20 protein-coding genes, 3 tRNA genes and 1 pseudogene are annotated in these 25,381 nt (G+C 43.0%); 3 read left to right on the forward strand and 21 right to left on the reverse strand.

Annotated elements, in window-relative coordinates:
• Positions 1-185: 185 nt before the first annotated feature.
• Positions 186-1,085: a DUF4238 domain-containing protein gene (locus ACYQ2N_RS10875; RefSeq protein WP_459999256.1), complete on the reverse strand. Its 900-nt coding sequence runs from the start codon at positions 1,083-1,085 to the stop codon at positions 186-188.
• A 375-nt stretch (positions 1,086-1,460) separates the two neighbouring features.
• Between ACYQ2N_RS10875 and ACYQ2N_RS10880 the strand changes: the two are divergent.
• Positions 1,461-2,326: pseudogene (locus ACYQ2N_RS10880) on the forward strand (tyrosine-type recombinase/integrase).
• The gene (locus ACYQ2N_RS10885) at positions 2,319-3,485 is read left to right on the forward strand and encodes an IS91 family transposase (RefSeq protein ID WP_459999257.1); all 1,167 of its coding nucleotides are present in this window, start codon (positions 2,319-2,321) and stop codon (positions 3,483-3,485) included. The pseudogene ACYQ2N_RS10880 and the gene ACYQ2N_RS10885 overlap by 8 nt, the downstream one beginning before the upstream one ends.
• Positions 3,486-4,405: 920 nt before the next feature.
• On the opposite strand, the gene ACYQ2N_RS10890 is transcribed toward ACYQ2N_RS10885, so the two are convergent.
• On the reverse strand, positions 4,406-5,293 hold the full coding sequence (locus ACYQ2N_RS10890) for an SDR family oxidoreductase (RefSeq protein WP_459999258.1): 888 nt from the start codon (positions 5,291-5,293) through the stop codon (positions 4,406-4,408).
• A gap of 135 nt (positions 5,294-5,428) precedes the next feature.
• On the opposite strand from ACYQ2N_RS10890, the gene ACYQ2N_RS10895 reads away from it, so the two are divergent.
• Entirely contained in the window at positions 5,429-5,917 is a 489-nt protein-coding gene (locus tag ACYQ2N_RS10895) for a MarR family winged helix-turn-helix transcriptional regulator (protein ID WP_459999259.1), read from the forward strand.
• A gap of 522 nt (positions 5,918-6,439) precedes the next feature.
• On the opposite strand, the gene ACYQ2N_RS10900 is transcribed toward ACYQ2N_RS10895, so the two are convergent.
• The 19 genes from ACYQ2N_RS10900 to dnaN form a co-directional block, all read right to left on the reverse strand.
• On the reverse strand, positions 6,440-7,984 hold the full coding sequence (locus tag ACYQ2N_RS10900; protein ID WP_459999260.1) for a serine/threonine-protein kinase: 1,545 nt from the start codon (positions 7,982-7,984) through the stop codon (positions 6,440-6,442).
• A 46-nt stretch (positions 7,985-8,030) separates the two neighbouring features.
• Positions 8,031-8,612 carry a hypothetical protein gene (locus ACYQ2N_RS10905; protein WP_459999261.1) on the reverse strand — a complete coding sequence of 194 codons (582 nt, stop codon included), beginning with the start codon at positions 8,610-8,612 and terminating at the stop codon, positions 8,031-8,033.
• 14 nt (positions 8,613-8,626) lie between these two features.
• Positions 8,627-9,484, reverse strand: a complete 858-nt coding sequence (dinD, locus tag ACYQ2N_RS10910) for a DNA damage-inducible protein D (RefSeq protein WP_459999262.1) — start codon at positions 9,482-9,484, stop codon at positions 8,627-8,629.
• A 33-nt stretch (positions 9,485-9,517) separates the two neighbouring features.
• Positions 9,518-10,006, reverse strand: coding sequence for a TIR domain-containing protein (locus ACYQ2N_RS10915; protein ID WP_459999263.1), 489 nt, complete (start codon positions 10,004-10,006; stop codon positions 9,518-9,520).
• A 95-nt stretch (positions 10,007-10,101) separates the two neighbouring features.
• Positions 10,102-11,784, reverse strand: coding sequence for an IS1634 family transposase (locus ACYQ2N_RS10920; RefSeq protein ID WP_459997890.1), 1,683 nt, complete (start codon positions 11,782-11,784; stop codon positions 10,102-10,104).
• Between the two features lie 204 nt (positions 11,785-11,988).
• Positions 11,989-12,411 (reverse strand): hypothetical protein, encoded by a 423-nt coding sequence (locus tag ACYQ2N_RS10925; RefSeq protein WP_459999264.1) that lies wholly within the window; start codon positions 12,409-12,411, stop codon positions 11,989-11,991.
• A 325-nt stretch (positions 12,412-12,736) separates the two neighbouring features.
• The gene (locus tag ACYQ2N_RS10930; RefSeq protein ID WP_459996855.1) at positions 12,737-13,957 is read right to left on the reverse strand and encodes an IS110 family RNA-guided transposase; all 1,221 of its coding nucleotides are present in this window, start codon (positions 13,955-13,957) and stop codon (positions 12,737-12,739) included.
• A 299-nt stretch (positions 13,958-14,256) separates the two neighbouring features.
• Positions 14,257-14,345, reverse strand: a tRNA-Ser gene (locus ACYQ2N_RS10935).
• Positions 14,346-14,456: 111 nt separating this feature from the next.
• Entirely contained in the window at positions 14,457-14,903 is a 447-nt protein-coding gene (gene tadA / locus ACYQ2N_RS10940) for a tRNA adenosine(34) deaminase TadA (protein WP_459999265.1), read from the reverse strand.
• Between the two features lie 19 nt (positions 14,904-14,922).
• Positions 14,923-15,001, reverse strand: a tRNA-Arg gene (locus tag ACYQ2N_RS10945).
• A 9-nt stretch (positions 15,002-15,010) separates the two neighbouring features.
• Positions 15,011-15,099 (reverse strand) — tRNA-Ser (locus tag ACYQ2N_RS10950).
• Positions 15,100-15,451: 352 nt separating this feature from the next.
• Positions 15,452-16,717, reverse strand: a complete 1,266-nt coding sequence (gene serS / locus ACYQ2N_RS10955) for a serine--tRNA ligase (protein ID WP_459999266.1) — start codon at positions 16,715-16,717, stop codon at positions 15,452-15,454.
• 26 nt (positions 16,718-16,743) lie between these two features.
• Positions 16,744-17,331, reverse strand: a complete 588-nt coding sequence (gene pdxT, locus ACYQ2N_RS10960; RefSeq protein WP_459999267.1) for a pyridoxal 5'-phosphate synthase glutaminase subunit PdxT — start codon at positions 17,329-17,331, stop codon at positions 16,744-16,746.
• A gap of 1 nt (position 17,332) precedes the next feature.
• Entirely contained in the window at positions 17,333-18,217 is an 885-nt protein-coding gene (pdxS, locus tag ACYQ2N_RS10965) for a pyridoxal 5'-phosphate synthase lyase subunit PdxS (RefSeq protein ID WP_459999268.1), read from the reverse strand.
• 63 nt (positions 18,218-18,280) lie between these two features.
• Positions 18,281-20,746 (reverse strand): DNA gyrase subunit A, encoded by a 2,466-nt coding sequence (gene gyrA / locus ACYQ2N_RS10970; protein WP_459999269.1) that lies wholly within the window; start codon positions 20,744-20,746, stop codon positions 18,281-18,283.
• Between the two features lie 13 nt (positions 20,747-20,759).
• On the reverse strand, positions 20,760-22,694 hold the full coding sequence (gyrB, locus tag ACYQ2N_RS10975) for a DNA topoisomerase (ATP-hydrolyzing) subunit B (protein ID WP_459999270.1): 1,935 nt from the start codon (positions 22,692-22,694) through the stop codon (positions 20,760-20,762).
• Between the two features lie 74 nt (positions 22,695-22,768).
• A complete protein-coding gene (gene remB / locus ACYQ2N_RS10980; protein ID WP_459999271.1) occupies positions 22,769-23,026 on the reverse strand; it encodes an extracellular matrix regulator RemB in 258 nt (85 codons plus the stop codon).
• Complete coding sequence (gene recF / locus ACYQ2N_RS10985) at positions 23,027-24,124, reverse strand: DNA replication/repair protein RecF (protein ID WP_459999272.1); 1,098 nt, start codon at positions 24,122-24,124, stop codon at positions 23,027-23,029.
• An 8-nt stretch (positions 24,125-24,132) separates the two neighbouring features.
• Positions 24,133-25,236, reverse strand: coding sequence for a DNA polymerase III subunit beta (dnaN, locus tag ACYQ2N_RS10990; protein ID WP_459999273.1), 1,104 nt, complete (start codon positions 25,234-25,236; stop codon positions 24,133-24,135).
• Positions 25,237-25,381: the final 145 nt, after the last annotated feature.

Raw genomic sequence — 25,381 nt, forward strand, 5'->3', positions numbered from 1 at the left:
AGATAGTTAAAGTGTAGCCCTCCCTAGTAGCGTCTCACGAGCGGGAAATGCCCCTACCTTATATACCGAATACGCCTGAAGTCCGTCCTAACCGGAATGGAAGTTGGAAGAAACAAGAGGAATGTTACGGTATATGGATAATGTGAAATATATAAATTATTCACTTCAATTTATATACAAAACGTTTAAACGGGAGGTTCAATTACTTTAAACCAAAAGTCATTTTTATAATTCCTATTGACAATAAAATGTTCATTTGCTAAAAATCTGGTCTTTCTGTTTATACTGTCAACACTTTTCCTTTGTACAGAAATATATAAAGGTAAAGGTGTATGCGAAATTATAATGAGTTGCTTCGGTGAAACTGGCAGTGTAACCTCAACTTTCTCATATCCTAATCCAACTGAACGATAGAAAGGGGGTCTTTTATATGCTTCAGGATCAAACCAAACACAAGGATTATCGGATGTAATAAATCCCACTTCATCGTCAGTATTAAGTATTGACATGTGCATTTTAGTATAACAGTCAAATTCTGCGTTAATCCTTGGAATCAATTGAGTTTGCATAGGCTCATTATAAAACTTTTCTATCTGCTCTAATGAATATGATTGACCATCGTTTAATCGCCCTATTGATGCCATTGCTTTTTTCCCTTCGGGTGAAGCATTTTCATATTCCATTTTCATCATTCTTCCTAATTCTAGAACCCTACCCCATTGCTCGGATATATGTTCTTTTATTGCGACCGTCCTATTATGTATCGCCGCAACGAAGGCCAGAATATAGTATTTTTCTTCTGTAGATAACTCTTTCTTTGCTTGTAACTTATTATCTCTGATTGATGCAAATTTTCCTTCGAGACCACATAAACCCCGTTCAATATCTAAAAATCTATTTCCCTTTTCGTCATAAATAGTATACATATCTGATTCATAGAAAATATTTTTAGGACTCTTTTTCTTAACTTTTTGGCCATTATAATCAAACATCCAAACATATTTATCATAACCTTCAGGAATATTAGGGTCACACCAGCTTTCCAGATATGATTGAGGTATGTAATGCTGTTTTTTGTTTTCCAAAAATTTCACCTACATAAATTTTTTAATATTGTAATATTTGTTTAACTAAATCTGGGAATGTCCCTTCGATATATCTCGTATTTTCGAGTGTACCCTATTGTCAGATATTTTTTCTTCTAGTCAATGAAAACAATTACCTTAATTTAGTATACTCCATAATATCATTCCAGTCATTCCGGAATTATGAAATGAAAAAGGAGGTCTGCACTAGCCGTCCCCCGCAATATACCAAGTTCACATTATAGACATTGCACTAAACCGCTAGCGCGGTGGTTTCTAAGTATGTCCCCGAATAATATTGTTGTTAGCAATCACCCCCAGTTTGAATCTCCTGTAAAACATTGGATATTCTATTTTGCAGGAGATGATTGAACTATGACAAAAGAAGAAGTTTTAACCAAACTGAAATTTGATGTTGAGCTTAGAGGATTTAGTAAGCATACCCAGGATGAATACTATACCAAAGTCAAACTCTTTCAGGACCACTTCCCGATAAACCTGCAACTGAGCTAGGCGTAGAAGATGTCAGACAGTTTCTTCATTATCTCACTACAGTTAAGAAGCTTGCTCCTGAATCGGTGAATACCTACAACAGCGGCCTCCGCTTTTTGTATGGCTTAACTTTGAACGTTAATTTAAACCATAGGCAAATCCCTCGCCACCGGAAACCACGTAAACTCCCTGACATCCTTACCCAAGAGGAGATACAAGCCCTTTTTAACGCCTGCGACAACTTGCGAGATAAATGCATTCTTATGACCCTCTATGGTGCGGGACTCCGCCTAAGCGAAGTGGCCTCCCTAAAAGTCTCAGATATCCATAGCGATAAAATGCAACTGTTCATCCGCAACGCCAAAGGCGGCAAAGATCGATATGCTCTGCTTTCTCAAGCCAATCTCGAGATTCTTAGAGCTTACTGGAAAGCTTACCGCCCCAAAGAGTGGCTTTTTTACAGCAGGAATCATACCGGCACACACATGACTCCTAGAGCTGTAGAAAATCTTTTTAATAAATATGTAAAGAAAGCTAACATCACTAAAAACGTGACAGTCCATTCTATGCGTCATAGTTTCGCCACTCACCTGCTTGAATCCGGCACAAGTATTTATCACATTAAGCAACTGCTCGGTCACTCAAATATCAACACGACCTGCATCTACTTGCATTTGGTTAAGATTGAATCTCTCAAAGTAACAAGTCCTCTTGATCAGATGGCTGAATCGGAAAAAACCAATGGCTGAGGTTCAAGATATCTTCATAAAATACGGTAAAAACTATCGAACCAACCACAAGCTCACTCTTGAGCAGCATAAAGCGATGTCGGCCATTCAAAAATGCAGAACGTCACAGTTAGGTGGTCATAAGGAGGTTTGTGATAGTTGTGGGCATACCCGAATTTCGTACAATTCTTGCCGTAACAGGCACTGCCCTAAATGCCAAGCTCTTGCCAAAGAACGCTGGATTGAAAACCAGAAAAGCAATTTGCTCGACATCGGATACTTCCATGTGGTATTTACCATCCCAGATACTCTCAATTTAATGGTCTACCAAAATCAAAAAACAGTTTATACCCTTTTGTTTAAGACCGTTGCTGAAACTCTCGCCGATTTAGCATCTGACAAAAAATATCTCGGTGCAAAGATTGGCTTCACATCGGTTCTGCATACTTGGGGACAAAACCTCATGCACCACCCGCATATTCACTGCATTGTACCCGGCGGCGGATTATCCTCCATCGAAAAATGGGTGAACAGCAGAATGAAATTCTTCATTCCGGTTAAGGTTTTATCCCGGAAGTTCAGAGGTAAGTTTTTGTATTACCTTAAACAACTCTACGTCCTAAACAAGCTTGAATTTCACGGCAGTCAAACCTATTTTGCCGACGATAATGAATTTGAAAAACTTCTCTCCTCTCTCTATAGCAAAGAGTGGGTTGTTTATTGCAAACCGCCGTTTAGAAATTCTGCTTGTGTTGTTGAATACCTGGGCCGATATACTCACCGAGTGGCTATATCCAATAAACGCATCGTTAGCATTGAAAAGGATACAGTTTCCTTCAAATGGCGGGACTACAAGGATGACAGTAAACATAAGGTTATGACGCTTTCCGCTGAGGAGTTTATCCGCAGATTTCTTATTCATATCCTACCGAGTGGCTTTATGAAAATAAGACACTACGGCTTGCTAGGCAATCGTAACAAGACAACCAAACTGAAGATTTGCAAACAGCTTACACATACGCCTCTTTTAACCGAAGAAAAAGCATCTACGCTTCAACTCATCCAGAAGCTAACCGGAATAGATGTATCTAAATGTCCTATCTGCGGATCGGAAAAATCTAAACGATTTATGAGCTTAGGTAAATCTCCCCCTCTCACGATCCAAACTGCATGTATTTAAAAAATTGCCCTGTCATGGGGAGGGGGAAACTATATCTATTTCAACATGATTAAGCCTGCTCTGATACATTTTCCCACCTAGTTTCCTAATAGGTCATTTAAATTAGGTGGGCGATTAGATGTTCAATCCCCATAGCGAAGAGCACCCATCACGCGGTTTCGTGCAATGTAATTATCCAAAGTTAGGCAAGCAATTTCTCCACTAGAACCTGCTTCTAATTTACTCAAGCTCTGATTCGGGTTTGAGCTTTTTTACGCCTAACTTCGGATAACTTGCTAGACATACTTCGAAGGTTGCGCACAGCTATCGCGCAAAGCCAATTATCAGAAACGGGGTTTATTCCTTCTATTGTCAAACAACGCAAAATGCCAGAGAGCAAACTCTGGCAAGTCTAAAACACCCTACAGATAACCTAGTAACATGTTTCCCCACACTAACGTGCTGTACGAGGAAACACATCATTTTTTGGCCAAAACCACAATATATAGTGGCTCTATCACTGGGTTTATACCCTATTTAGTGGTGTGTTTTCTATCGAGCCGAACCACCGTCTCAACGTGCATCGAATCGGCACATCGGCTCAAAAGAAAACACATGTGTTATGACTGATATGTTTCTACACTCATTGATATGTACAAGGAAACGCCTCATTAGAAAACACTACATCAAGTTTTATTTCGATCAATACACACTATATATTGTAGTGTGTTTTCTTTGCAGGCGAACGATCGTCTCAACGCGTCACCGGAGTAGGACATATCTGCGGTTACAATCTTTTATGCCAAAAATTAACATATCGAAACCAAGGTTGAGCGAGCTATTAAATGTATATTTTCAGCCCGAATATTTAAGCTACACTCAATGTAATACGAAAAATGGCATATAAGGAAGGCGATTAGTTTCGCCCTCCTTTAACTTGCTTATACTTGTAAAGCTTTTTCCACACTTTTTTGCAGTGAAGTCAACGAAGTACCAATCAAATTAGACAAGTCGCTGGAAACCACTCCAAAAACACCGTTAGCAATATCAGTATGAATCTTAGTAATATTTTCTGCAATAAATTCCGGCATACCTGACTTAACATAGATTTCTTTGAGTTCAGCAGCAGTTACAGCCCGATGCAAGATCTTCCTACCGGAAATTTTCGAAGCAATTTCTGCTACATCTGCAAAACTCCAAAGATTGTTGGAAGTCAATTCATAGGTCTTGTTTTCATGACCAGACTCAGTCAGCACTACCGCAGCAGCTAAAGCATAGTCACTGTAACTAGCAAAGTTCAACGGTCCGTTTCCAGTAGCGGAAATGAATTCACAATGTTCAGCAGCATTTTTTAGCAGTTGGGAATTAATAAATCCTTCCAGAAAGAATCCATTGCGAAGAAATGTGTATGGAATTTCCGTAGCAAGTATCGCTTGTTCAGTAGCTTGATGGCTATAAGCTCTTAATGCACTGACTGTAGGTACTATCTTTTCTGGAAAAGCTTTCCCTGTTCCAGCAAAAACAATTTGTTTCACTTCCGCCTTTTTTGCAGCTTCAACCGCATTAAGCTGTTGGCGAATCCGGACTAAAGGGTTAGGTTCAGAAATTGAAATAATTAGAATTTTAGAGGCTCCCTCAAATGCTTTATCCAATGATTCCGAATTGTTGAAGTCTCCTTGACGAACAGCTACTCCTTGTTTTGACAAAAAATCAGCTTTTTCAGGATTTCGAACACTTACAATGATTTCACTCGCTGGTACCTTGTTCAACAAATGATTGAGAACGAGTTTACCAAATTGACCGGTCGCGCCGGTAACTAAAATGGACATATGCATTCCTCCTTGTTATTCCTGTTAAAAAGTAGTAAAGTAATATTGTGTTTAATGCTCATATTGAGTTTACATATAATGAGTATACTCAATATGAGTGTAACCACTATGTTCAACCCTGTCAAGGAGGATTTTATGACTGAGCAGAAATTATTGTTTGAAGGAACGACTCCTTCAGCAGAGGACGTATTGCATACATTAATTAGGGTCACCCATTATCTCGAGAGACAATTTGAGATAAATTTATCCAACTTAAATACACCATTTCAATTGACAGGCCCAAGGATGCGCATTCTCCTTGCTGTTGCTAAATGGGATAAAATACGGGCTAGTGATTTAGCAACAAGATTGGGCATTCAAGCCCGAACTGTTACTCAATTTATAGATGCCCTTGAGAGGGAAAATCTTATTGTCCGTCTCCCTGACCCCAATGATCGTCGGGCTATACTCTTACAGCTTACAGATACTGCACAACCTTATGTTGAAAAAATTCAAGCTGCGATAAAGGATGCAGCTGAAAAAGTATTGAAGCATTTGAGCTTTACACAACGTAATCAAGTGCTTGAAACACTTTCAATGCTTGCCAATTATACGAATATATCCAATACGAATACTACAGAATAAAAACAGAATTTTTGGCTGTTCAATACTCACAAAATGTAATGGTCTACAATAAAGCGCATACCCCCTCTTAGCAGATGCTTTGAATATTAGTTGTTATTTGCTTTACTTAATCCATTCCAACAGTATTGGCAACGGTCAATCCTTACTCCAAATCTTATAACCCTAACTATATAGCTCTACTATTATCTCAACGTGAGCAGTTCGTAAAAGCATCTCTAACAAAATTATTTTTGTTAGTATCTTATACCTTTTAACGATTCCTCAAACCTTTTAACGATTCCTAACTTTTTAACGAAAGGTAAGATCTTCCCTCAAGGGGGGTGCATCTTTCAACGATTAGGGTGCAAAAATAGAAAAAGCACCGCTGTAAACGATGCTTTTTCTGCCTCAAAAAGCCGAAAAGCCCGGTATTACCGGACTTTTTATTGTATCAATTATTGAGTACTTAGTTGGTGGAGATGAGGAGGTTCGAACCCCTGACCGGTGGTTGTTCGTAAGGTAGTATAAATTATCACTGCAAATTTAGGCGCAACTTGAAATAAAGCCGAGTACATCCTCAATTACTAAGGCCTTAAGCTCAGAGTTATAAATATGTACAGCTCTGATCAACTCAATCTCACGGGGAAGCTCGTCCAACTTAAATCCAAACGGGGCTGGTCTCGTCGAACTACCAAGACCACTATTTGTGTTACTTAATATAAACCAATCCCCGTATAAAGCATCGCCAGCCTTCAGCAACAGAAGATTAAACCCTATCCCCTTAGAATCATATACCCGACCCCAAGCTAAAATATCCCGTTTTTCACATTGAGGGATATAGTGTTCATTACGATACCCTTCATCTCTGAAAATCCGATCAACATGTACTTTCCGGACATGATTCTCCATAAGTATTGCTTCCATCTCAATTTGTATCCTGTTATTCGACGGTGTGGTTATCGTATTAGAGAACCGTTCGCCATTTGGATAACCTTTTTCAGGAGTCAATTTATACGTTCCTGTACCGGCATACTGACTATTGAATCGTGAAACAAAATCGCGTATCGGATTAATAACTGTACTCTCATATTGAGAATATATTAAACGGCAAAAATCCTCTTTCTCTTGAGCCAGTCGCTTTTCTTCAGATAATTGTTTTTGTATGCGGATGTCTGCATCGTTTCGAGTTTTTAACGCCGCATCAACAAAGCTATTTATTTTATCTTGCGGCATCGGCGCTGTTTTAAGTGATTTTATGATATCCGTCCAATTTGTAAATCTTTTTTGAATAGGTTTTTCAAGCATGCGAATGATGACGGATGCAATATTCGGTGGCAGTTCAGAGTTGAATGATGCAGGATTTTTCACAGGTTGATATAGATGAGCATTTCTATATGCCAAGATATCTTGACTTCCGCCTGTGTCATATGGGTATTGTAGTGTTGCTAACTCGTAAAATACTATCCCCATTGAATAGATGTCCATCTGAATAGTATTTTTATTGTTATCCCATGCTTCAGGCGCAACATATTTTGCCGTTCCGTATCCCTTAAACGTTAAAGTGCGAGTATTCTCCCCAGAAAACTTTGACAGTCCAAAATCACTAATTTTCAAGGTATTACCGCATATCAGAATATTATCTGGTTTGATATCTCTGTGAACTAAGACCTGGTTAATAACATCCATTCCACAAGCCAATTGTATAAATAATTGCATTAGTAGCTCGATGTCAAAAGGCTTTCTGGCTTTTTGTTGTTGTACTATTAAATCCGATAGAGTGCCGGAGTCCGCATATTCCATAATGATGTACGGAGGATATTCTGTGTATTTAGTCCCATCATGGGCATATTGGTATCTTATAACATGAGGCGATTCTACTGTAGCAGCTTGCTGTAATTCTTTTTGAAACGAAAGAAGACCCTCATTGCTATCAAAAGAAGGTAGCAAAGTTTTAACTGCGAATAATTGACCGTCACTTTCTCTGTGCGCTTTAAATACATTTGCAAAACCGCCACTGCCAATCATTTCATCAAGAATATATGAACTTTCTTCTCCATCCTGGATAACAGAACCTACTGTAATTAACATTTTATACCCCCTGACTTCACTTGTATCCCTTTAATGACAATTAGGATTATTCCGCAATATAAAACCCCAGAGTCTTTACGGTCCGGATAAACTTGTCCCAATAAACTGGATACTTGTTGCTTCCATATATTTTAATCGGTTTTCTATTCAAAAAACGAACCTCTAACTCCCATTGCGTTCCGTCCACGATATGCTGATCAACATAACGCTTTTTCCAGTCGGTAATATAGCAGTGAAAAATACTATGTATAAAAGCTTTCCATTCTTCTGGGCTAAGTTGTTCTTTAGCAGTGGGTTCTGTATCCGAAAAACCGGGGCCAAAGGTATAGTGCACTACGGCGCCATCTTCCATCTTTAAGACCATAATCATTTGACTCCCGCCAAAGAATCCTCCGATGCTAAAATAAAAAGAAGTCGCTTCATTTTCTAATTCTGCGGTCGGCGCTCCGAAGTCTTTTTTGCATTTATTACTGTGATACATAGGATCACAATCTGTAATACAGCACCCGCCAAGCACAACATCAACCATGTTAAGGTGTTCTTCCAGCTCGGGACTCATCGCAGGCATACCATATAAAATTTTCGCCGTTTTCTTAGATCCACATCGCGGACAAATTCGTTTTGGCATAAACCTCTTACCACTTATTCGTCAAGCATCAGCTTTTTCTTTGAGTTTCTGAGTTTACGTATTTCCTCTCGCTCAATCGTCTGAATGCTTTTATCCGGCACAGGCAAGTCCTCAGGAAGAGTAGCACCCATTTCAATAATCGCTTTGCGTATCTTTTCTGCCACCTCATAATGCGTGTTGTTTGCAGCGACGGCGGTGGATACTTCATCACGCTTTAGTTTTTCTTCGGTCTGAGAAATTCTGAACAGGTTGGCAATCAGCTCTGTGCTTCCCATATAATCAAGAATTTTTTCATTTTTCTTCAAGCCTTTATTTGCATGGATATCCGCAACAGTCATACCGCCATAAAGACCCATATATCCAGCGTTTTGAAAAATTGCAAATTCCTCATCGGTAATCACACCGGCATTATGCGCTGCTTCCGCAAGAAGCTGATTCCACTGTTTGATGTTTCCACGAGCAACTAATCGTTTATTATTTTCATCAAGCTGATTAAAAGCATCCTGAACTTCTTGGCGGCGTGTCTGAATAGCAAAATAAGTTTGTCCCAGAGCAATTATTTCTTTGCGTGGATCGCCGTTTTGAACAATCAGATAACACGCATATCGTGTGAGTTCATAATCAGGTATATGTTTTTTAGCTTTTTTAGGCATTTCTATCGTTTTGCTGACCTCAGCAAAATGATCAGAAACTTCAAATCCGCTGTTTTTGCAGGCAAGAATCGCACGGTCAATTACTTTTTGAAAATTTCTCCACTGAACATATTCTAAGACTTCAGCAAGCTCACGAGCATACCAGAATTCTGTTCCGTTTTCCCGAACATGCTTTATGCTTTCAAATGTTTTATATTCCTCAGCGTTTAAATTTGACATATTTTCTTCCTCCAGACCGCCCCTTCGGGAAAATTATCTTGATTTCGTTATATCATATCCGGATGCATTATTTTCGCTTTTATCATAAGCATTATCTATGTATTTCTGAGGATTAGCCAGAAATGTTTCTTCCTCTACATAGGCAATATAAGAGCCGGTCAAGGCATCTACGGTTTTGCAGGTATTACAATGATATTTTTTAGGGTTTTGGTTGAACCTGTTATTGTTGATAATATCAAAAACCTTTGACTCTTCATAGGAAGATGATTCGCAACCGTCGCTATTAGTATGACTATTTTTAAACCAGCTATATCCACCGTTTTGCTTCATAATAACTCCGACGACACCATTTGTTTGCGATGTTCTTTCTTTGCGCGAATAGTTCTTTAAGCAATATTCAATCTCCCAATCGATCCATTTACTCTTCTTTATGTTTGGAGAAATAATTACAATTGTGACGGAGGTATCATACATCATATCCGCAAGATTTTTTCTGATGTTTTCCGTTTTCGTATCAGTCAAATCAGGGGAATCACTTGTTTCTCCTTTGTAGCTCTTGTTCCGCGAGTTCAGATTCACTCATTTTAATTTAAGACATGGTAAATCCTTACAATGTCTTACTGGATGCTTTCAGCAGGCTTTAGGTAAATTGATGGGTCAAAACCTGCCCACTGCACCATGTCCAAAGCCTGGCGATTCAAATTGCTCGGGAAATATCGTTGCCCTTGCACAACGACAACTTCTATTGTGGCTAGCACCTCCAGAATTGTTGCTATTGATGGAGTGTCAGTCTTCTTATTTCCCGGTAACTGGACAAATTCATTTCGTTCCTTAAGACTCTGTCGTACCCGATACTCAAGGTAAGATGCCAACATGAGCACCAAAATAAACACATATCCCAGCGCATGGATTCGTTTCTTGCTCTTTAGAAAAACCGGCCCTAGGTACACCGGACTTTTCAAAAACCGAAACTTCGTTTCGATCAAGATTTGACGCTTGTATTCAGCTAAAATGGCTGCCGGAGTATATTTCTGTTGATCCCGTATGGAGTAAATGAGCACGAAGGTTGATTCCAATTGGCGCAGCCGTTCAAAAAGATCAGGATTCAAGTCTCCTATTGTGCAGTTAACTCGGTAACTAACCGTCTCGATCGGTTGTTCACCTTTCTTCGGGCGTCCCTTATGTGCATAGGTTGTGACAGTCTGGCACTCCACTGTTCCAGAAAATGAGTAGCTTAGCTTAGCAACCTCTTTGGCAAAAGCTTGGAGAGCGCTCTGGGCATCCGGTTCACAGGCAAAAGCTGTGGAAGTTAGGTTTTTCGCCTTGCGTTCCAATTCTTCTTTCTGTTTGCTTATCCTCTTAATCAAGGTTTTCTCCTTGCTGGCTTCCAGCATGCTAGAGTGAACGACCAGGAAGTTGTATGCTCGATCATCCAGTTTTCTTTGTACCGGAAATACCCGATAGCGAGCTGCCTGGTTGGCATTACTACTCGCTAGCATCCCGATGTCCTGCCAATCGTCTTGGTCCCATGCCAACTGTTTTAATTCCCTGGCTAAGCCAAAGGTTTCGGGAAACCTAGAGATAAACTGCACCTCCTGTCCGGCTAAGCGCTTTAAGCCTCCGGTAGAAATCAGGGCACAATCGGCGATAAAGATGACGTCTTTGAATCCTTGCTTGGTGAAAAGCTCCTGTATCTTGAGAGCAGCATCCGGATTCCACTCTACGTCAGCTTTATTGCCGGCTAATAATTCACCCATTATGACTAATCCATGTTCCTGAACAGCGGCACCAAGTTTGAACTGTTTCAGATCGGGGCGCAGATCCTTACTAAACCCGTGATTAATCTCAAATTCATCATGGGCCTGACCGGTATACGCCCCCTGGACGGACTTTGATGTCGTATCAAAATGAACAACATTTATGCCAAGGGAGTGTGCCTGGAGTAAGGATAGGGAAACTGTACTGACCAATTGTTCCATCGATACCTCGGCAAGCTTATCCAAGGCGTGGCCATAAGCATCATCATTAAGTTGTTCAACACTGAGTTCAACATCAGCGAATAAACTTGGCAAGTCTTGTTGGGCCCAGAATTGTTCGATCTTCCACAGGGGTTTGCGGCCACAAAGAATACAAATCACCAAGGTTTCAATGAGCAAACCGGGAGAAATCTTTGAATTAGCTTCTTTCCAGTGAACCATTTGGTTTACCGTCTGAGCGATTTTTGCCGTACGGCACAGGGCCGCAGCGACAGGAACACTTGATGCTCGTATGGTGCGGATATCAGCGAATGAATTCGTCATAATGTTACCTCCATGAAAATTTAGAGATAACATTCGACACGAAATAGCTGAAATCCTTTAAATGGAATAAAATAACTTTTCCCAAAATTTAACTTGCGGAATGTGAGTTGTAGTAAGTGGCATCATCGCCCAAAGCGGTAATAATGTCATCTCTCAGCTTTTGTGCTTCACTGTATTTGTAGGATATAAATGTTTTATGTGCCATTAGATACACCCCCAGAATTTCATAATCACAATTATTGATATCACCACGATTGCCGGAAGATAAAAGATCCATATGCTTGGAGATTTCAGGCAATCTCTGATGTGCGCTTTTGCATCTTTACATTGACTTCTGTCGAAACGTATATCCATTGAAAAATCAATATCTTTTTTGTCAGTACGAATAAGATTAAATAAATGCCGAAATTTACGCTCTAATTTTAAATAATAAACATCAAGGGCAAAGAAAGAAACGATAGGGAAGACAGACAGAAGAAGAACCCACTTGTTAACCTCTGTAAACGAAATAGCTGCAATGCCCGTTATAACAGTAGCAGAAAACCCCTTCAGGATTCCAGAGGTTGTTGACATCCTGGAAATCGCTTCCTGTACCATAGACAGATATTCGGCTTTGTTTTCTTTCATCTCTCTACCCCCAACAATACAAAATAAATTACCCCTGTTTCGAAGTAAAGCAGTCCAAAATTTTAACCCTTCGAGGGGGTAATATCATTTTCTGAGAAGTTCCTCTATTCAGATAAATTATACCAAAATATACCTTTATTCACAATTCATTATTCTACCCAACCAGCTCTCTACCCTGAAAATTAAATAGCAACTCCATATAGATTTTGACAATAGGAAATCAAACCCATGGGTTACCCGTCTTTTAAAGAATTACCCTAACCTCTTTTATCTTGAAAGTATTCTCCATGGGCAATTTAAACGATTTTAGGTATATTTGCTTACTTTATGCCGTTTGTTCTTGGACAGTAACAACAAGCCCTAAGGATTCTAATCTTTTAATCGAGTTTTTAATTACAATTTCTTTTTTGCGTTCGTCAAAATAATTGAATCCTAAATCTACATATTCTTGTTTTCGCGTTAACAAGATATGAACAAGGGATAAGATAGTGTGTCCGACAGCTACAGCTGCCTTATTCTTTCCTCGTCGGGCAGCAATTCGATGGTATTGTGCAGATAGATATGTGTTCTTCTGACGAGACGCCGCTTTTGCTGCTTCAGTTAAGGCACTTCGTAGTTTCTTGTTACCTTTTCGTGTTTTTGATGACTTTTTCTTTCCCGCGCTTTCATCATGACCTGGAGTCATCCCGGCCCACGAACATAGGTGTCCAGGTGTGGGAAATCGTGACATGTCCGTACCGATCTCTGCTAAGATTTGTTCAGCAGTTTGCTTACCGACACCTGGTATCGAATCTAATAACTCCAGGTCTTTCGCAAAAGGAGCCATACGTTTTTCAATTTCTTCATCTAGTCCGTTGATCACCCCATTTATATAATCAATATGGGCTAACTGTATCTCTATCATTTGTAGTTGATGGTCACCTATTCGTCCTTCTAGCGCGAGTTTTAATTCTTCTTTTTTACGTTTTAATCTCTTTAGCGCAAAATCCGCTAAAATCGAAGTATCCTTCTCACCCTTAATTATCGCTTCTAGCATATTTCGTGCTGACACGCCCAGAACATCCGAAGCTACAGAGGATAGCTTAATATTACCTCCCTCTAATACCTTTTGGAGACGATTCACTTCCCGTGTTCGTTCTTCAATGATGCTTCGCCGGTAGCGGACGAACTCCCGCAATTCCCTTTGTTCCCGGTCTGGAATAAAGCTTCCTTGGACCAGACCATAACGTAATAAACGGGCAATCCATTCGGCATCTTTGACATCCGTTTTTCGCCCAGGCACGGCTTTTATATGCTGTGCATTGACAACCATCGGTTGAAGGTCCTCCGGTTCTAAGAGGTTATAGATTGGTTTCCAGTAGTCACCCGTGCTCTCCATCGCGACATGGGAGCAACGCTTACTTTTGATCCAGTCCACTAGTTCCATCAGGTTCCGGGTCATTGTCTCAAAAGTCCGAATCTCCTTTCCTTCGGGAGTGATGATGCATGCTGTAATGCTCTTCTTATGAACATCCAGCCCACAACAACGCTCGTGTAATACTTCCATAACCCTGCTTCTCCTTAGACTGGTTAGTTTTAAGGCTGGTGCAAAAACCAAAAAGGGTTATTCTACCCTGCGTGCTTCCCGAAGGAGCAACAATCTGCGATGCACCGGGTCGTTGTGGTCCGTCTGATATACGGGCTCGCGGCACCAAGAAAGTACGACCTACCTTCGCCAGCCATAATAGTAGTATGGACATAATTTTCATTCATCAGTGGTGCCGCCATGCGGCATGGGGTCTGATATACTGATATACTAATAAAACCACATAAACTTAGTGTTTATGCGGGTTTTCGTGATCTTTATGGCGGAGAAGGTGGGATTCGAACCCACGTGCCCTTGCGGACAACCGCATTTCGAGTGCGGCGCGTTACGGCCTCTTCGCTACTTCTCCATGTTTAATTTTGACCGGCGCAGCCTTAAAAATATGATTTCGAGTCGAGCGCCTTCGACCAACTCAGCCATCTCTCCATAATATTGACTTAGCGAAATAAACGCTGAAAACTCAACGCCGTTGCATGAAAAAATCTTTGAGGATCTGGGAACATTCTTCTTCCATGATCCCGGCGATCACTTCAACCCGGTGATTCCAGCGAGTGACATCAAGGACATTCATGACTGAGCCCGCTGCCCCGCCTTTTAAGTCTGCGGCCCCGTATACAAGCTGCTGCAGGCGCGCTTGAATGATCGCTCCGGCACACATGGGACAAGGCTCAAGCGTGACATAGAGAGTGGCATCAGACAAGCGCCAGGAGCCTAAAACTTCTGTAGCTCTTTGAATAGCAAGTACTTCCGCATGAGCAGTCGGGTCTTGCCGCTGCTCCTTTTCATTATGGGCCAGAGCTATAACTTTATCCCCCTGAACAACAACTGCCCCAATGGGTACTTCACCCAACTCAAAAGCAATTTGAGCCTGTTCAAAGGCCAGGCGCATCCAATCTTGGTGAACCATTTAATACCTCAAGTCAAATTGGTGGCCCCGGGAGGACTCGAACCCCCGCAAGACAGGGTTTAGGAAACCCCCGCTCTATCCACCTGAGCTACGAGGCCATATTTTTATGGCGGAGGGGGTGGGATTCGAACCCACGGCCCCTTGCGGAGTCACTGGTTTTCAAGACCAGCTCCTTAAACCACTCAGACACCCCTCCATGAGACAACCGTAAAAAAGTATAACACATATTTTTACGGCTGACAATCAGCATATTTTTAGATAATCCGTTACTTTATACCATCTTAATAAAAAAGTAAGAATACTTTCATAGAGATTATAATAGATAACTACTCAGGAACGTAAGTCTCCGGTGACGACGACATCCGGTGGATGTCATCGCCGAAGGAGAAACTCAAGAGAGAACTTACCGCCTGAGGATGACTTACGCCGTTCGGCCAAACCCAAGAGTAATTCTTCCGGCCGAACGGATCAGGCGTCAACATAAGAGAGAGGCATTATCGTCCGGAATCATTCTGAATTCTGACTACTGAATTCTGACTACTTTATTATTACCCAATTACCTCCACGCCCATGTAAGGCTGCAATGCTTTAGGCACACGCACACTCCCGTCTTTTTCCTGGTAATTCTCCAGGATGGCGGCGACCGTACGACCGATGGCCAGACCGCTGCCATTCAAGGTGTGCACATATTCCGGTTTCCCTTTGGGCTCTCGCCGAAAGCGAATGTTTGCGCGACGGGCCTGAAAATCTTCAAAATTACTACAGGAAGAAATCTCGCGGTAGGTGTTGAAGCTCGGTAACCATACCTCCAGATCATAAGTCTTGGCTGAGCTGAACCCTAAGTCACCGGTGGCTAGAGTCATGACACGATATGGAAGTTCTAGCTCCTGCAAAATGCTCTCCGCATCTCCGGTAAGCTTCTCCAGTTCGTCATACGAGTTTTCCGGCAGACAGAATTTGACTAGTTCTACTTTATTAAACTGGTGCTGCCTGATCAGACCCCTGGTATCCCGTCCGGCTGAACCGGCTTCTGCGCGGAAACAGGCACTATAGGCACAGTGGTAAATCGGCATTTTCTGCCCGTCCAAGATCTCATCCCGGTACAGGTTGGTTACCGGAACTTCAGCCGTAGGAATGAGAAAATAATCTGTCCCCGTTACCTTGAACGCATCTTCCTCGAACTTCGGCAACTGCCCTGTCCCCATCATGGAAGTACGGTTCACCATATAAGGGGGAAGAATTTCAAGATATCCTTTGGCAGTGTGCCGATCAAGCATAAAAGAGATTAAGGCTCGCTCGAGCTTGGCACCCAACCCTTTGTAGAAAGTAAAACGGGCCCCTGTCACTTTCCCGGCGCGGGCAAAATCCAATATGTTAAGCCTTTCTCCAAGCTCATGGTGTGGTAGAGGCTCAAACTCAAACTTACGGGGCATGCCCCAGGAACGCACCTGAACATTGTCGCTCTCATCTGTTCCGACAGGCACTGAGGCATGAGGGATATTCGGGATCTCATACAGAACCGCTTCCATCTCTTGTTCGAACTTCATAAGCCGTTCTTCCAGAGATTTGATTTGCTGGCCTACATCCCGCATCTCAATAATTAAGGACTCTGCAGCTTCCCCGCTTTTCTTGCGCCTGCCAACTTCTTCCGATACTTGGTTGCGGCGCGCCTTCAGATTTTCCACTTCATACAGGACTTTACGCCTTTGTTCCTCCTGGCGCAGAAAATCATCAAGCTTAAGCGTGGAATTGCGTTTAGCCAAAGCCTCTTTAACAATTTCCGGGTTAGTGCGCACGAATTTGAGATCCAACACAGAGAAACCCTCCCATGCTCCTTGCCTTACTTGCTGGCATATTCCTCGACAATATCCAAAAAGTATTGATGGACGCGCCGGTCGGGTGTGAGTTCCGGATGAAAAGCACTCGCGATCATGTTGCCCTGGCGGGCAAAAACTACTTTGCCTTCGTATTCCGCTAAAATCCCTACATTAGGCGCAATATCCCTAATATAAGGCGCTCTGATAAATACCGCGCGCACCGGTTCAGACCCTAGGGCCGGAACCTTAAGATCCGTTTCAAAGCTGGCAATCTGGCGGCCGAAAGCATTGCGTTCGGCAGTCACATCCATAAGCTCAAGGGTGTATTGCTCACTTTGGCTGATCCTTTTACTCAACATAATCATACCAGCACAAGTGCCAAATATCGGCAGATCCTTGGCTGCTAATTCTTTTATCTCATCTCCCAGGCCGTCTACCTTCAAAAGCTTACCCATGGTGGTGCTTTCCCCGCCTGGAATGATTAAGCCGTCAATTTCTTCCAGCTCACTCTTTTTACGTACTTCTACCACTTCAACGCCTAAATTCTCTAGGGCTAAACGGTGTTCGCGGAAAGCCCCCTGTAAGGCTAAGACGCCAACGCGCCGTTTCATATTACCAACCCCGATCTTGCATCCTCTCAGTTGCGGAAATTGTGGATATCTCTAAACCGGGCATCGGTTCTCCCAGATCCCTGGAGATCTCAGCCAATGTCTTGGGATCATTATAATGCGTCGTTGCCAGCACGATCGCTTTGGCCCGGGATTTCGGGTCGGATGATTTGAAAATGCCGGAACCGACAAATACCCCGTCAACACCGAGCTGCATCATTAAGGCTGCATCAGCCGGAGTCGCAATCCCGCCCGCCGCAAAGTTAACAACCGGCAGCTTGCCGTGCTCTGCCACATACAGAACCAAATCATAGGGCGCTCCCATGTTTTTGGCTGCCGTCATCAATTCTTCCTTGGGCATCGTGGTTAATTGCCGTATTTCGCTCATAACCGTGCGCATATGGCGTACGGCTTCAACCACATTACCGGTGCCAGGTTCCCCTTTGGTGCGGATCATGGCCGCACCTTCGCCAATTCGGCGCAGGGCCTCCCCCAGATTGCGGCAGCCGCACACAAACGGCACTTTGAATTGGTTTTTATCAATATGGTATAAGTCATCAGCCGGAGTCAAAACTTCACTTTCATCAATGTAGTCCGCTCCCAGAGCCTCTAAAATCTGAGCTTCGACAAAATGACCTATTCTGGCCTTGGCCATGACCGGTATCGTTACCGCATCCATAATGCGTAAGATCACGTTCGGATCGGCCATTCTCGCTACGCCACCCGCAGCCCTAATATCAGCCGGTACCCTCTCTAAGGCCATAACCGCACAGGCTCCTGCCTCTTCAGCGATTTTAGCCTGTTCAGCGGTAGTCACATCCATGATGACTCCGCCTTTAAGCATTTCCGCTAACCCTGTTTTAACTTTCCAAGAACCCACTTCCGCCATTTTCCTTCCCCCTCTAACCTATTTCAATTTCGAATGACATGGTAACACCTCGGTAAGGGTTTGTCAATTTAGGTCCTCATCACTATTATTTCCATCTTCGTCTTTAATCACTACTTTAGCAATGGCCACAACTTTACTTTCCCCAATTCGCATGGCCATTACTCCATGCGCTGAACGTCCTTGCTTGGAAATCCCGCCTACTTCTAGGCGCAGGATTATTCCGTCCGAATTAATAACCATAAGTTCATCTTCCTGGTTTACAACTTTAATCCCTACCAGCGTTCCAGTTTTGGAATTAGTCTTAGCGGCAATTATTCCTTTGCCACCGCGGCCCTGAACCCGGAATCCTTTTAAATCGGTACGTTTGGCAAACCCGTTCTCACTCATGGTTAAAAGTTCCGCATCATCCCGTACCACATCCATGCCGACTACAATATCGTTACGGCTTAAGTTTATTCCTTTGACCCCGCGCGCGGTGCGTCCCATTTCCCGTACTTCTTCTTCTGAAAAGCGGATGGCCAAACCACGGCGGGTAGCCAGAAGCACATCATCATTCCCGTGAGTCAGGCGCACTCCGATAAGTTCATCCCCTTCAGTCAAAGTCAGAGCAATCAGGCCGTCCTTACGGGCGGAATCGTACTCTGAAAGCCGGGTTTTTTTGACTATCCCCTGCTTGGTGGCAGTTAGAAGAAATTCCTTATCATTATATTCCTTGATAGCCATAACGGCTGTAATCTTCTCGTCCTGGTTCAAATTTAAAAGGTTGACGATAGCGTTCCCTTTGGCCGTGCGCCCCGCTTCGGGAAGTTCGTGGGCTTTCAGGCGATATACTTTCCCCTGGGAGGTTAAGAACAGGATATAATGATGAGTTGAAGTAATAAAGAGATGTTCAAGAAAATCCGATTCTTTCGTAGCCATGCCATGAACGCCCTTGCCGCCGCGGCGCTGGCTGCGGTAAGTGTTCAGAGGCAGGCGTTTAATATAACCATCGTGCGTCACGGTGACCACGACATCTTCTTCCGCAATTAGATCCTCGAGTACCATCTTGCTTTCATCAAAGGAAATCTTCGTCCGCCGTTCATCCCCGAATTTCTGTTTAATCTCAGTTAACTCGGATTTGATAATTTCGAACACCATTTTTTCTGAAGCTAAAACTGCGCGCAAATAGGATATCGTATTTAAGAGTTCCTGATACTCGCTTTCGAGTTTCTCTCTTTCCAGGCCGGTCAGGCGTTTTAAGCGCATATCCACAATGGCTTGCGCCTGTTTCTCACTTAACCCGAACCTGCTCATTAAGTTAGCCTTGGCTTCAGGCTCATCCTTCGAAGAACGGATCGTATCGATCACCGCATCAATATTGTCCAGAGCAATGCGCAAGCCCTCTAAGATATGGGCTTCCGCTTCCGCCTTATTCAATTCAAAACGGGTACGGCGCACAATGACTTCTTTTTGGTGCTCGATAAAGTAATGGAGCATTTCTTTGAGATTCAAAACCTGCGGTCGCCCATCGACCAAGGACAGCATAATAATCCCAAAGGATTCTTCCAATTGCGTGTGTTTATACAGCTGATTCAAAATCACTTGCGGATTGACATCCCGCCTCAGTTCAATCACAATGCGCATTCCGGTGCGGTCAGATTCATCCCTAAGGTCCGTAATCCCGTCCAGTTTCTTTTCTCGGACCAGGTCTGCGATTTTTTCTATGACCTTCGCTTTATTTACTAGGTAAGGAATTTCTGTGACAAGAATGCGCATTTTGCCGGACTTTTCCATGTGCTCGATATGCGCTTTAGCCCGGGTCTTAACGCTCCCTTTGCCGGTGGTGTAGGCACTTATGATTCCGTCCGTACCCATAATGGTGCCGCCGGTGGGATAATCAGGCCCTTTAATATATTTCATTAGATCCTTCGGGCCTAGCTCCGGATCATCAATTAAGGCCACACACCCGTCTATCACTTCCACCAGATTATGCGGAGGAATATTGGTCGCCATCCCTACCGCAATGCCTGAGGAACCATTAACAAGTAGGTTCGGGAACTTAGAGGGCAGAACTTTCGGTTCTTCTTGTTTCTCGTCATAGTTAGGGATGAAATCAACGGTGTCTTTGTCCAAATCTGCTAGCATATAGGTAGCCATCTTAGACATTCTCAGTTCCGTATACCGCATGGCGGCAGCAGAATCCCCATCAATGGAACCAAAATTACCGTGACCGTCAATCAGAGGATAACGGCTGGCGAAATTCTGGGCCATGCGCACGACTGCATCATAAATGGCAGAGTCTCCGTGGGGATGAAACTTAGCCATACAGTCTCCGACCAAGCGTGCTGATTTACTGTATGGTTTGTTAGGGGTCATCCCCAACTCGTGCAGGGTGTAGAGGATTCTCCTGTGCACTGGTTTAAGCCCGTCACGCACATCAGGCAAAGCCCTGCTCACAATAACACTCATCGAGTAATCTATAAAAGACCGCTGCATTTCGTCAGAAATCTCAATCGGAAGGATTTTCCCTCCCTGGAGTTCGATCGACATTCACTGCACTCCTTTAAATATCCAGATTGCGCACGTCTTTGGCATGGCGGTAGATAAATTCCTTGCGCGGTTCTACTTTATCTCCCATCAGAATTGTAAAAAGTTCATCTGCTTTGATCGCGTCTTCCATTTTAACCTGTAAAATCGTACGTTTGGCTGGATCCATGGTCGTTTCCCAAAGCTGCTCGGGGTTCATTTCTCCCAAGCCTTTATAGCGCTGGACTTCAGATTTTTCTTTCCCAATCTGAGCTAAAGTTTTGCCAAGTTCTTCATCACTGTAAGCATAGTGCACATCCCTACCCTTTTTAATCTTAAAGAGAGGGGGCTGCGCAATATAAACATAATTATTTTCTACCAGCGGGCGCATATACCGATAGAAGAAAGTCAAAAGCAGAGTGCGGATGTGGGAACCGTCAACATCAGCATCAGTCATAATGATAAGTTTATGGTAACGTGCCTTGCCTAAATCAAAGTCATCTGAAATCCCTGTGCCCATGGCTGTGATCATGGCTCTGATTTCTTCGTTTGCTAAGATCCTATCCAGGCGCGCTTTCTCCACGTTCAAGATCTTACCCCGCAGAGGGAGGATAGCCTGAAAGCGTCTGTCCCTGCCTTGCTTGGCTGAACCGCCGGCGCTGTCACCCTCGACCAGGTACATCTCACATAGATCCGGATCTTTCCACGAGCAATCCGCCAGTTTGCCCGGAAGGGAAGTACTCTCTAAGGCACTTTTTCTCCTGGTCAGTTCCCGGGCTTTGCGGGCAGCTTCACGAGCCCGTGCCGACTGTACGGACTTTTCGATCACACGCTTGGCCACCTGCGGATTTTCTTCCAGGTAAGTTCCCAAACCTTCCCCGGTAATTGAATCCACGATTGACCTAATTTCACTGTTACCCAGTTTGGTCTTGGTCTGCCCCTCAAATTGGGGCTCATGCACTTTAACGGAGATAACCGCTGTCATACCTTCGCGAATATCTTCCCCGGAAAGATTGGCATCATTGCCTTTAAGCAGATTGCTCTTGCGCGCATAATCATTTATGACCCTAGTTAAAGCGGCCTTAAATCCCGCTTCATGTGTTCCGCCCTCCTGTGTATTAATATTATTGGCATAGGAAAAAAGATTTTCCGAATATCCATCATTATACTGAAGACACACCTCGACCTGAGTCGTGTCCTTTTCCCCTTCAAAATAAATAGGCTTAGGATGGAGCGCATCTTTATTTTTGTTAAGATAGCGGACAAAATCTTTGATTCCACCGGTGTGCAAATAAACCTCTTTGGTGTCTGTGCGTTCATCCAAGAGGTTAATTGTAACATTTTTATTCAAAAAAGAAAGTTCGCGCAAGCGGTGGGCAAGAATTTCAAACTCAAAAATTATTTCTTCGAAAATCTCCGGGTCCGGAGCAAATACGATTTTGGTGCCGCTCTTTTTCCCCTTGGTTTTACCGGTTATTTTAAGTTCGGTCATTGTTTTGCCCCGTTCATACTCCTGGTGATAAATATTACCATTCAGCATTACTTCTACCACCAGCCATTTGGACAAAGCGTTCACCACACTTAAGCCAACCCCGTGCAAGCCACCTGATACTTTATAAGCTCCACCACTGAATTTGCCCCCAGCGTGCAGCACGGTCAAAGCGACTTCCACTGCAGGTTTGCCCATCTTAGGATGAATATCGACCGGAATCCCCCTGCCGTTGTCTATGACAGAAACACTGTTATCCTTATGAATCGTTACATCAATCCGGTCGCAAAAACCTGCCAATGCCTCATCAATACTGTTATCAACTATTTCATACACCAGATGATGCAGACCCCGACTGCTGGTCGTTCCGATGTACATGCCCGGACGTCGGCGAACAGCTTCCAATCCTTCCAGAACTTCGATTTGTCCCGCATTATACTCACTGAGATTATTAATATCTTGTGCTTCAGTAATATCTGGCAAAGCCGTTCCCCCCAACTAAACCTTTAACCTTTTTATTATACGATAAATTAGGGTATTGTTCAATTATTGGAAGCTTAGTCATCCTTTTCAACCAGGGACAAGGATCGTTTAAGCAGGGTTGTAGATGAGATCGGAGACACATAATAGCCATCAGTAGTTACCACCAGAGATTTTTCTTTTCCCTGCTCTGAAACATAATAAACGTTTTGGGAATCCTTAATGTTATGCAGGAAATTTTCCGCGCTTCCGCTTGTTAATGAACTTTGAAAATCTAAAATGGCCACGATTTTTTCCTGATTAATCAAAAAATCTCCACCTAAATGTAAAAACACTTAATTTTCCCTCCTGACATGTCCCTGCCGTACTGCATAGCGGCTTAAAGATCCGGTCGGCATTTCTTCAGCTCCGGTCATCGTAATCATTGTCTGAATCGAGGAAGAATAAATGAATTCTAATAAATATTTTCTCCGAAAACGGTCAAGTTCAGACAGAACATCATCAAGCAGTAACAGGGGATATTCCCCTTTCTTGGTCTTAATCAGCTCCATTTCTCCAAGCTTTAAACTAAGAACCAAAGAACGCTGCTGTCCTTGCGAAGCAAAGAGACGGGCCTGCTTCTGATTAAGCAAGATAGCGAGATCATCTCTATGCGGACCGATTAATACGGCCTGGCGCTCAATTTCATGCCCAACATTCTCTTCCAGCACCTGTGGAAAAGCTGAAGTTGCCTCTTCATGATTGTTAAAACCCAGGGGGCGGTAAAAAATCTCCATCTGTTCCCGCCCTTCAGAGATATGTTTATAAAAGTGAGCAGAGGCTTCCTGCAGTTCTTGGGTTAACAGCGAGCGATTAAGAATTATTTTTATTCCGAACTGAACGAGTTCTTCATTCCAAATCGAAAGCTGAGCTTTTTTGGTGTTGATACTGATATTGCTTCTTAGGAGCGCTCTTTTTTGCTCCAACACCTTATTATAGGAATTGAGCAAACTAATATGCCCCGGTTTTGTTTGTGCTATATGAAAGTCCAAAAACCTTCTGCGCTCACCTGGCCCCCCCTTGACCAAAATCAAATCGTCCGGCGAAAAATATATTACATTTACTGTACCCACATATTCCGAAAGCTTGCGGCAGGAAAGATCGTTTATTTTTAGGATTTTCCGCCTGTCAGCATAGCGGCTTTCTAAACGAATAAGGCGGTCCCTGACCACAAAATCTCCCTTAAGCCGAAACCCCTTTTCACCCCATCTGATTAATTCCTGCTCGCGCTGCACCCGGTAGGATTTCCCTGTCAAAAGAAAATAAAGCCCTTCGAGCAGGTTGGTTTTACCCTGGCCGTTTTCACCATAGAAAATATTAATACCATCTATTAATTTAATCTGTTCTTGCTGGTAGTTGCGAAAGTTTTCTAAAACAAGTCCTTTTATAATCATAAAGTGATTTACGCAGTGCGAACGGGCAGTACAAGATAAAGATAATTGGGATCTTCAAGAGGCCTTATGACTGCCGCACTGAATGGCCCGGATAATTCAATGACGATATCGTCTGTATCCAGAATCCGTAAAGCGTCCATAATAAATTTAGCATTAAAAGAAATTCCTATTTCTTTGCCGTCCATGCCTATGTTTATTTGTTCCAGAATTTTGCCCATCTCTGAAGTCTGAGCTATGTGCATACTCTCGTTAGTGAGGGTAAGCCTGACAATATTTCCTACATGACTGTCCCTGGCCATCAAGGAAGCCCTTTCCACCGCATCGAGAAAAGCACGTACAGACACATATGCTTTTGTTTCGCAGGCTTGCGGTATTGCCTGTTTATAATTTGGAAACTGTCCCTCTATTAAACGTGAAAGAAGCCTTACTGTTCCGAATTCAAATTCAACCTGATTTTTATTAAAGCGGATGTTTAAAATCTCATCTTCTTCCCGTAAAAGTCTATATATTTCCGACATTGTCTTAGCCGGTATTATTCCGGAAAAATGCAGCTCGTCCTGGCCGGGAATCTCTGCTATCCGGTAAGCTAATCTGTGAGTGTCTGTGGCCACGAGCCGAATTGAGCCCCCTTCGATCTGCATCAGGAGTCCGGTAAAGACCGGTCTGCTGCCCTCGCTGCTACAGGCAAACACGGTTTGCTTAATCATGGTTTTTAACAAGGCTGTGGGAATTGTGAAAGACACTGCATCCATCAATTCCGGAAGCAAGGGAAATTCTTCAGCATCATACCCTTTGAGCGTTATATCTGATTGCTGATATTCAATTTTAAGCGTGTTGTCTGTAAGCTCCAATGAGAGTATGACGTCTGGAAGTTTACGCACAATTTCTCCGAAAAGCCTGGAAGGTACAACGATCGTTCCTTCAACCATGACGTTGGCTGGAACTTCACACCTTATTCCTATTTCCAAGTCAGTAGCTGCAAAGACGAGCTTCTGATTCTCGGCTTTTAAAAGAATGCCCTGCAAGATTGGAAGCGTGCTCTTGCTGGACACCGCTTTTTGCACCGTATTTACTCCGGTTAAGAGATCATGTTTGGTGCATAAAATTTTCATGTGCTACCTCCTGAAATTTTAAACTTTTTTCTCTGGCATAAGTTACGCTATACAATAATAATAATATAAATGTAGTCGTCATAGTAGTATAGCTTGTCTAAATGTGGATATCTGGGGCAAGGGCATCCTCTGTCCTTGCTTTTCC

It is taken from the genome of Paradesulfitobacterium aromaticivorans (assembly GCF_054657415.1).

What these genes read in the sequence shown, in the direction of transcription:
- recF (WP_459999272.1), bottom strand. Translation starts at nt 24,124, where the DNA reads ATGATTATAAAAGGACTTGTTTTAGAAAACTTTCGCAACTACCAGCAA.
- ACYQ2N_RS10885 (WP_459999257.1), top strand. Translation starts at nt 2,319, where the DNA reads ATGGCTGAGGTTCAAGATATCTTCATAAAATACGGTAAAAACTATCGA.
- ACYQ2N_RS10905 (WP_459999261.1), bottom strand. Translation starts at nt 8,612, where the DNA reads ATGCCAAAACGAATTTGTCCGCGATGTGGATCTAAGAAAACGGCGAAA.
- dinD (WP_459999262.1), bottom strand. Translation starts at nt 9,484, where the DNA reads ATGTCAAATTTAAACGCTGAGGAATATAAAACATTTGAAAGCATAAAG.
- pdxS (WP_459999268.1), bottom strand. Translation starts at nt 18,217, where the DNA reads ATGGCGGAAGTGGGTTCTTGGAAAGTTAAAACAGGGTTAGCGGAAATG.
- gyrA (WP_459999269.1), bottom strand. Translation starts at nt 20,746, where the DNA reads ATGTCGATCGAACTCCAGGGAGGGAAAATCCTTCCGATTGAGATTTCT.
- ACYQ2N_RS10925 (WP_459999264.1), bottom strand. Translation starts at nt 12,411, where the DNA reads ATGAAAGAAAACAAAGCCGAATATCTGTCTATGGTACAGGAAGCGATT.
- pdxT (WP_459999267.1), bottom strand. Translation starts at nt 17,331, where the DNA reads ATGAAACGGCGCGTTGGCGTCTTAGCCTTACAGGGGGCTTTCCGCGAA.
- ACYQ2N_RS10900 (WP_459999260.1), bottom strand. Translation starts at nt 7,984, where the DNA reads ATGTTAATTACAGTAGGTTCTGTTATCCAGGATGGAGAAGAAAGTTCA.
- ACYQ2N_RS10920 (WP_459997890.1), bottom strand. Translation starts at nt 11,784, where the DNA reads ATGACGAATTCATTCGCTGATATCCGCACCATACGAGCATCAAGTGTT.
- tadA (WP_459999265.1), bottom strand. Translation starts at nt 14,903, where the DNA reads ATGGTTCACCAAGATTGGATGCGCCTGGCCTTTGAACAGGCTCAAATT.
- ACYQ2N_RS10895 (WP_459999259.1), top strand. Translation starts at nt 5,429, where the DNA reads ATGACTGAGCAGAAATTATTGTTTGAAGGAACGACTCCTTCAGCAGAG.
- ACYQ2N_RS10930 (WP_459996855.1), bottom strand. Translation starts at nt 13,957, where the DNA reads ATGGAAGTATTACACGAGCGTTGTTGTGGGCTGGATGTTCATAAGAAG.
- dnaN (WP_459999273.1), bottom strand. Translation starts at nt 25,236, where the DNA reads ATGAAAATTTTATGCACCAAACATGATCTCTTAACCGGAGTAAATACG.
- ACYQ2N_RS10890 (WP_459999258.1), bottom strand. Translation starts at nt 5,293, where the DNA reads ATGTCCATTTTAGTTACCGGCGCGACCGGTCAATTTGGTAAACTCGTT.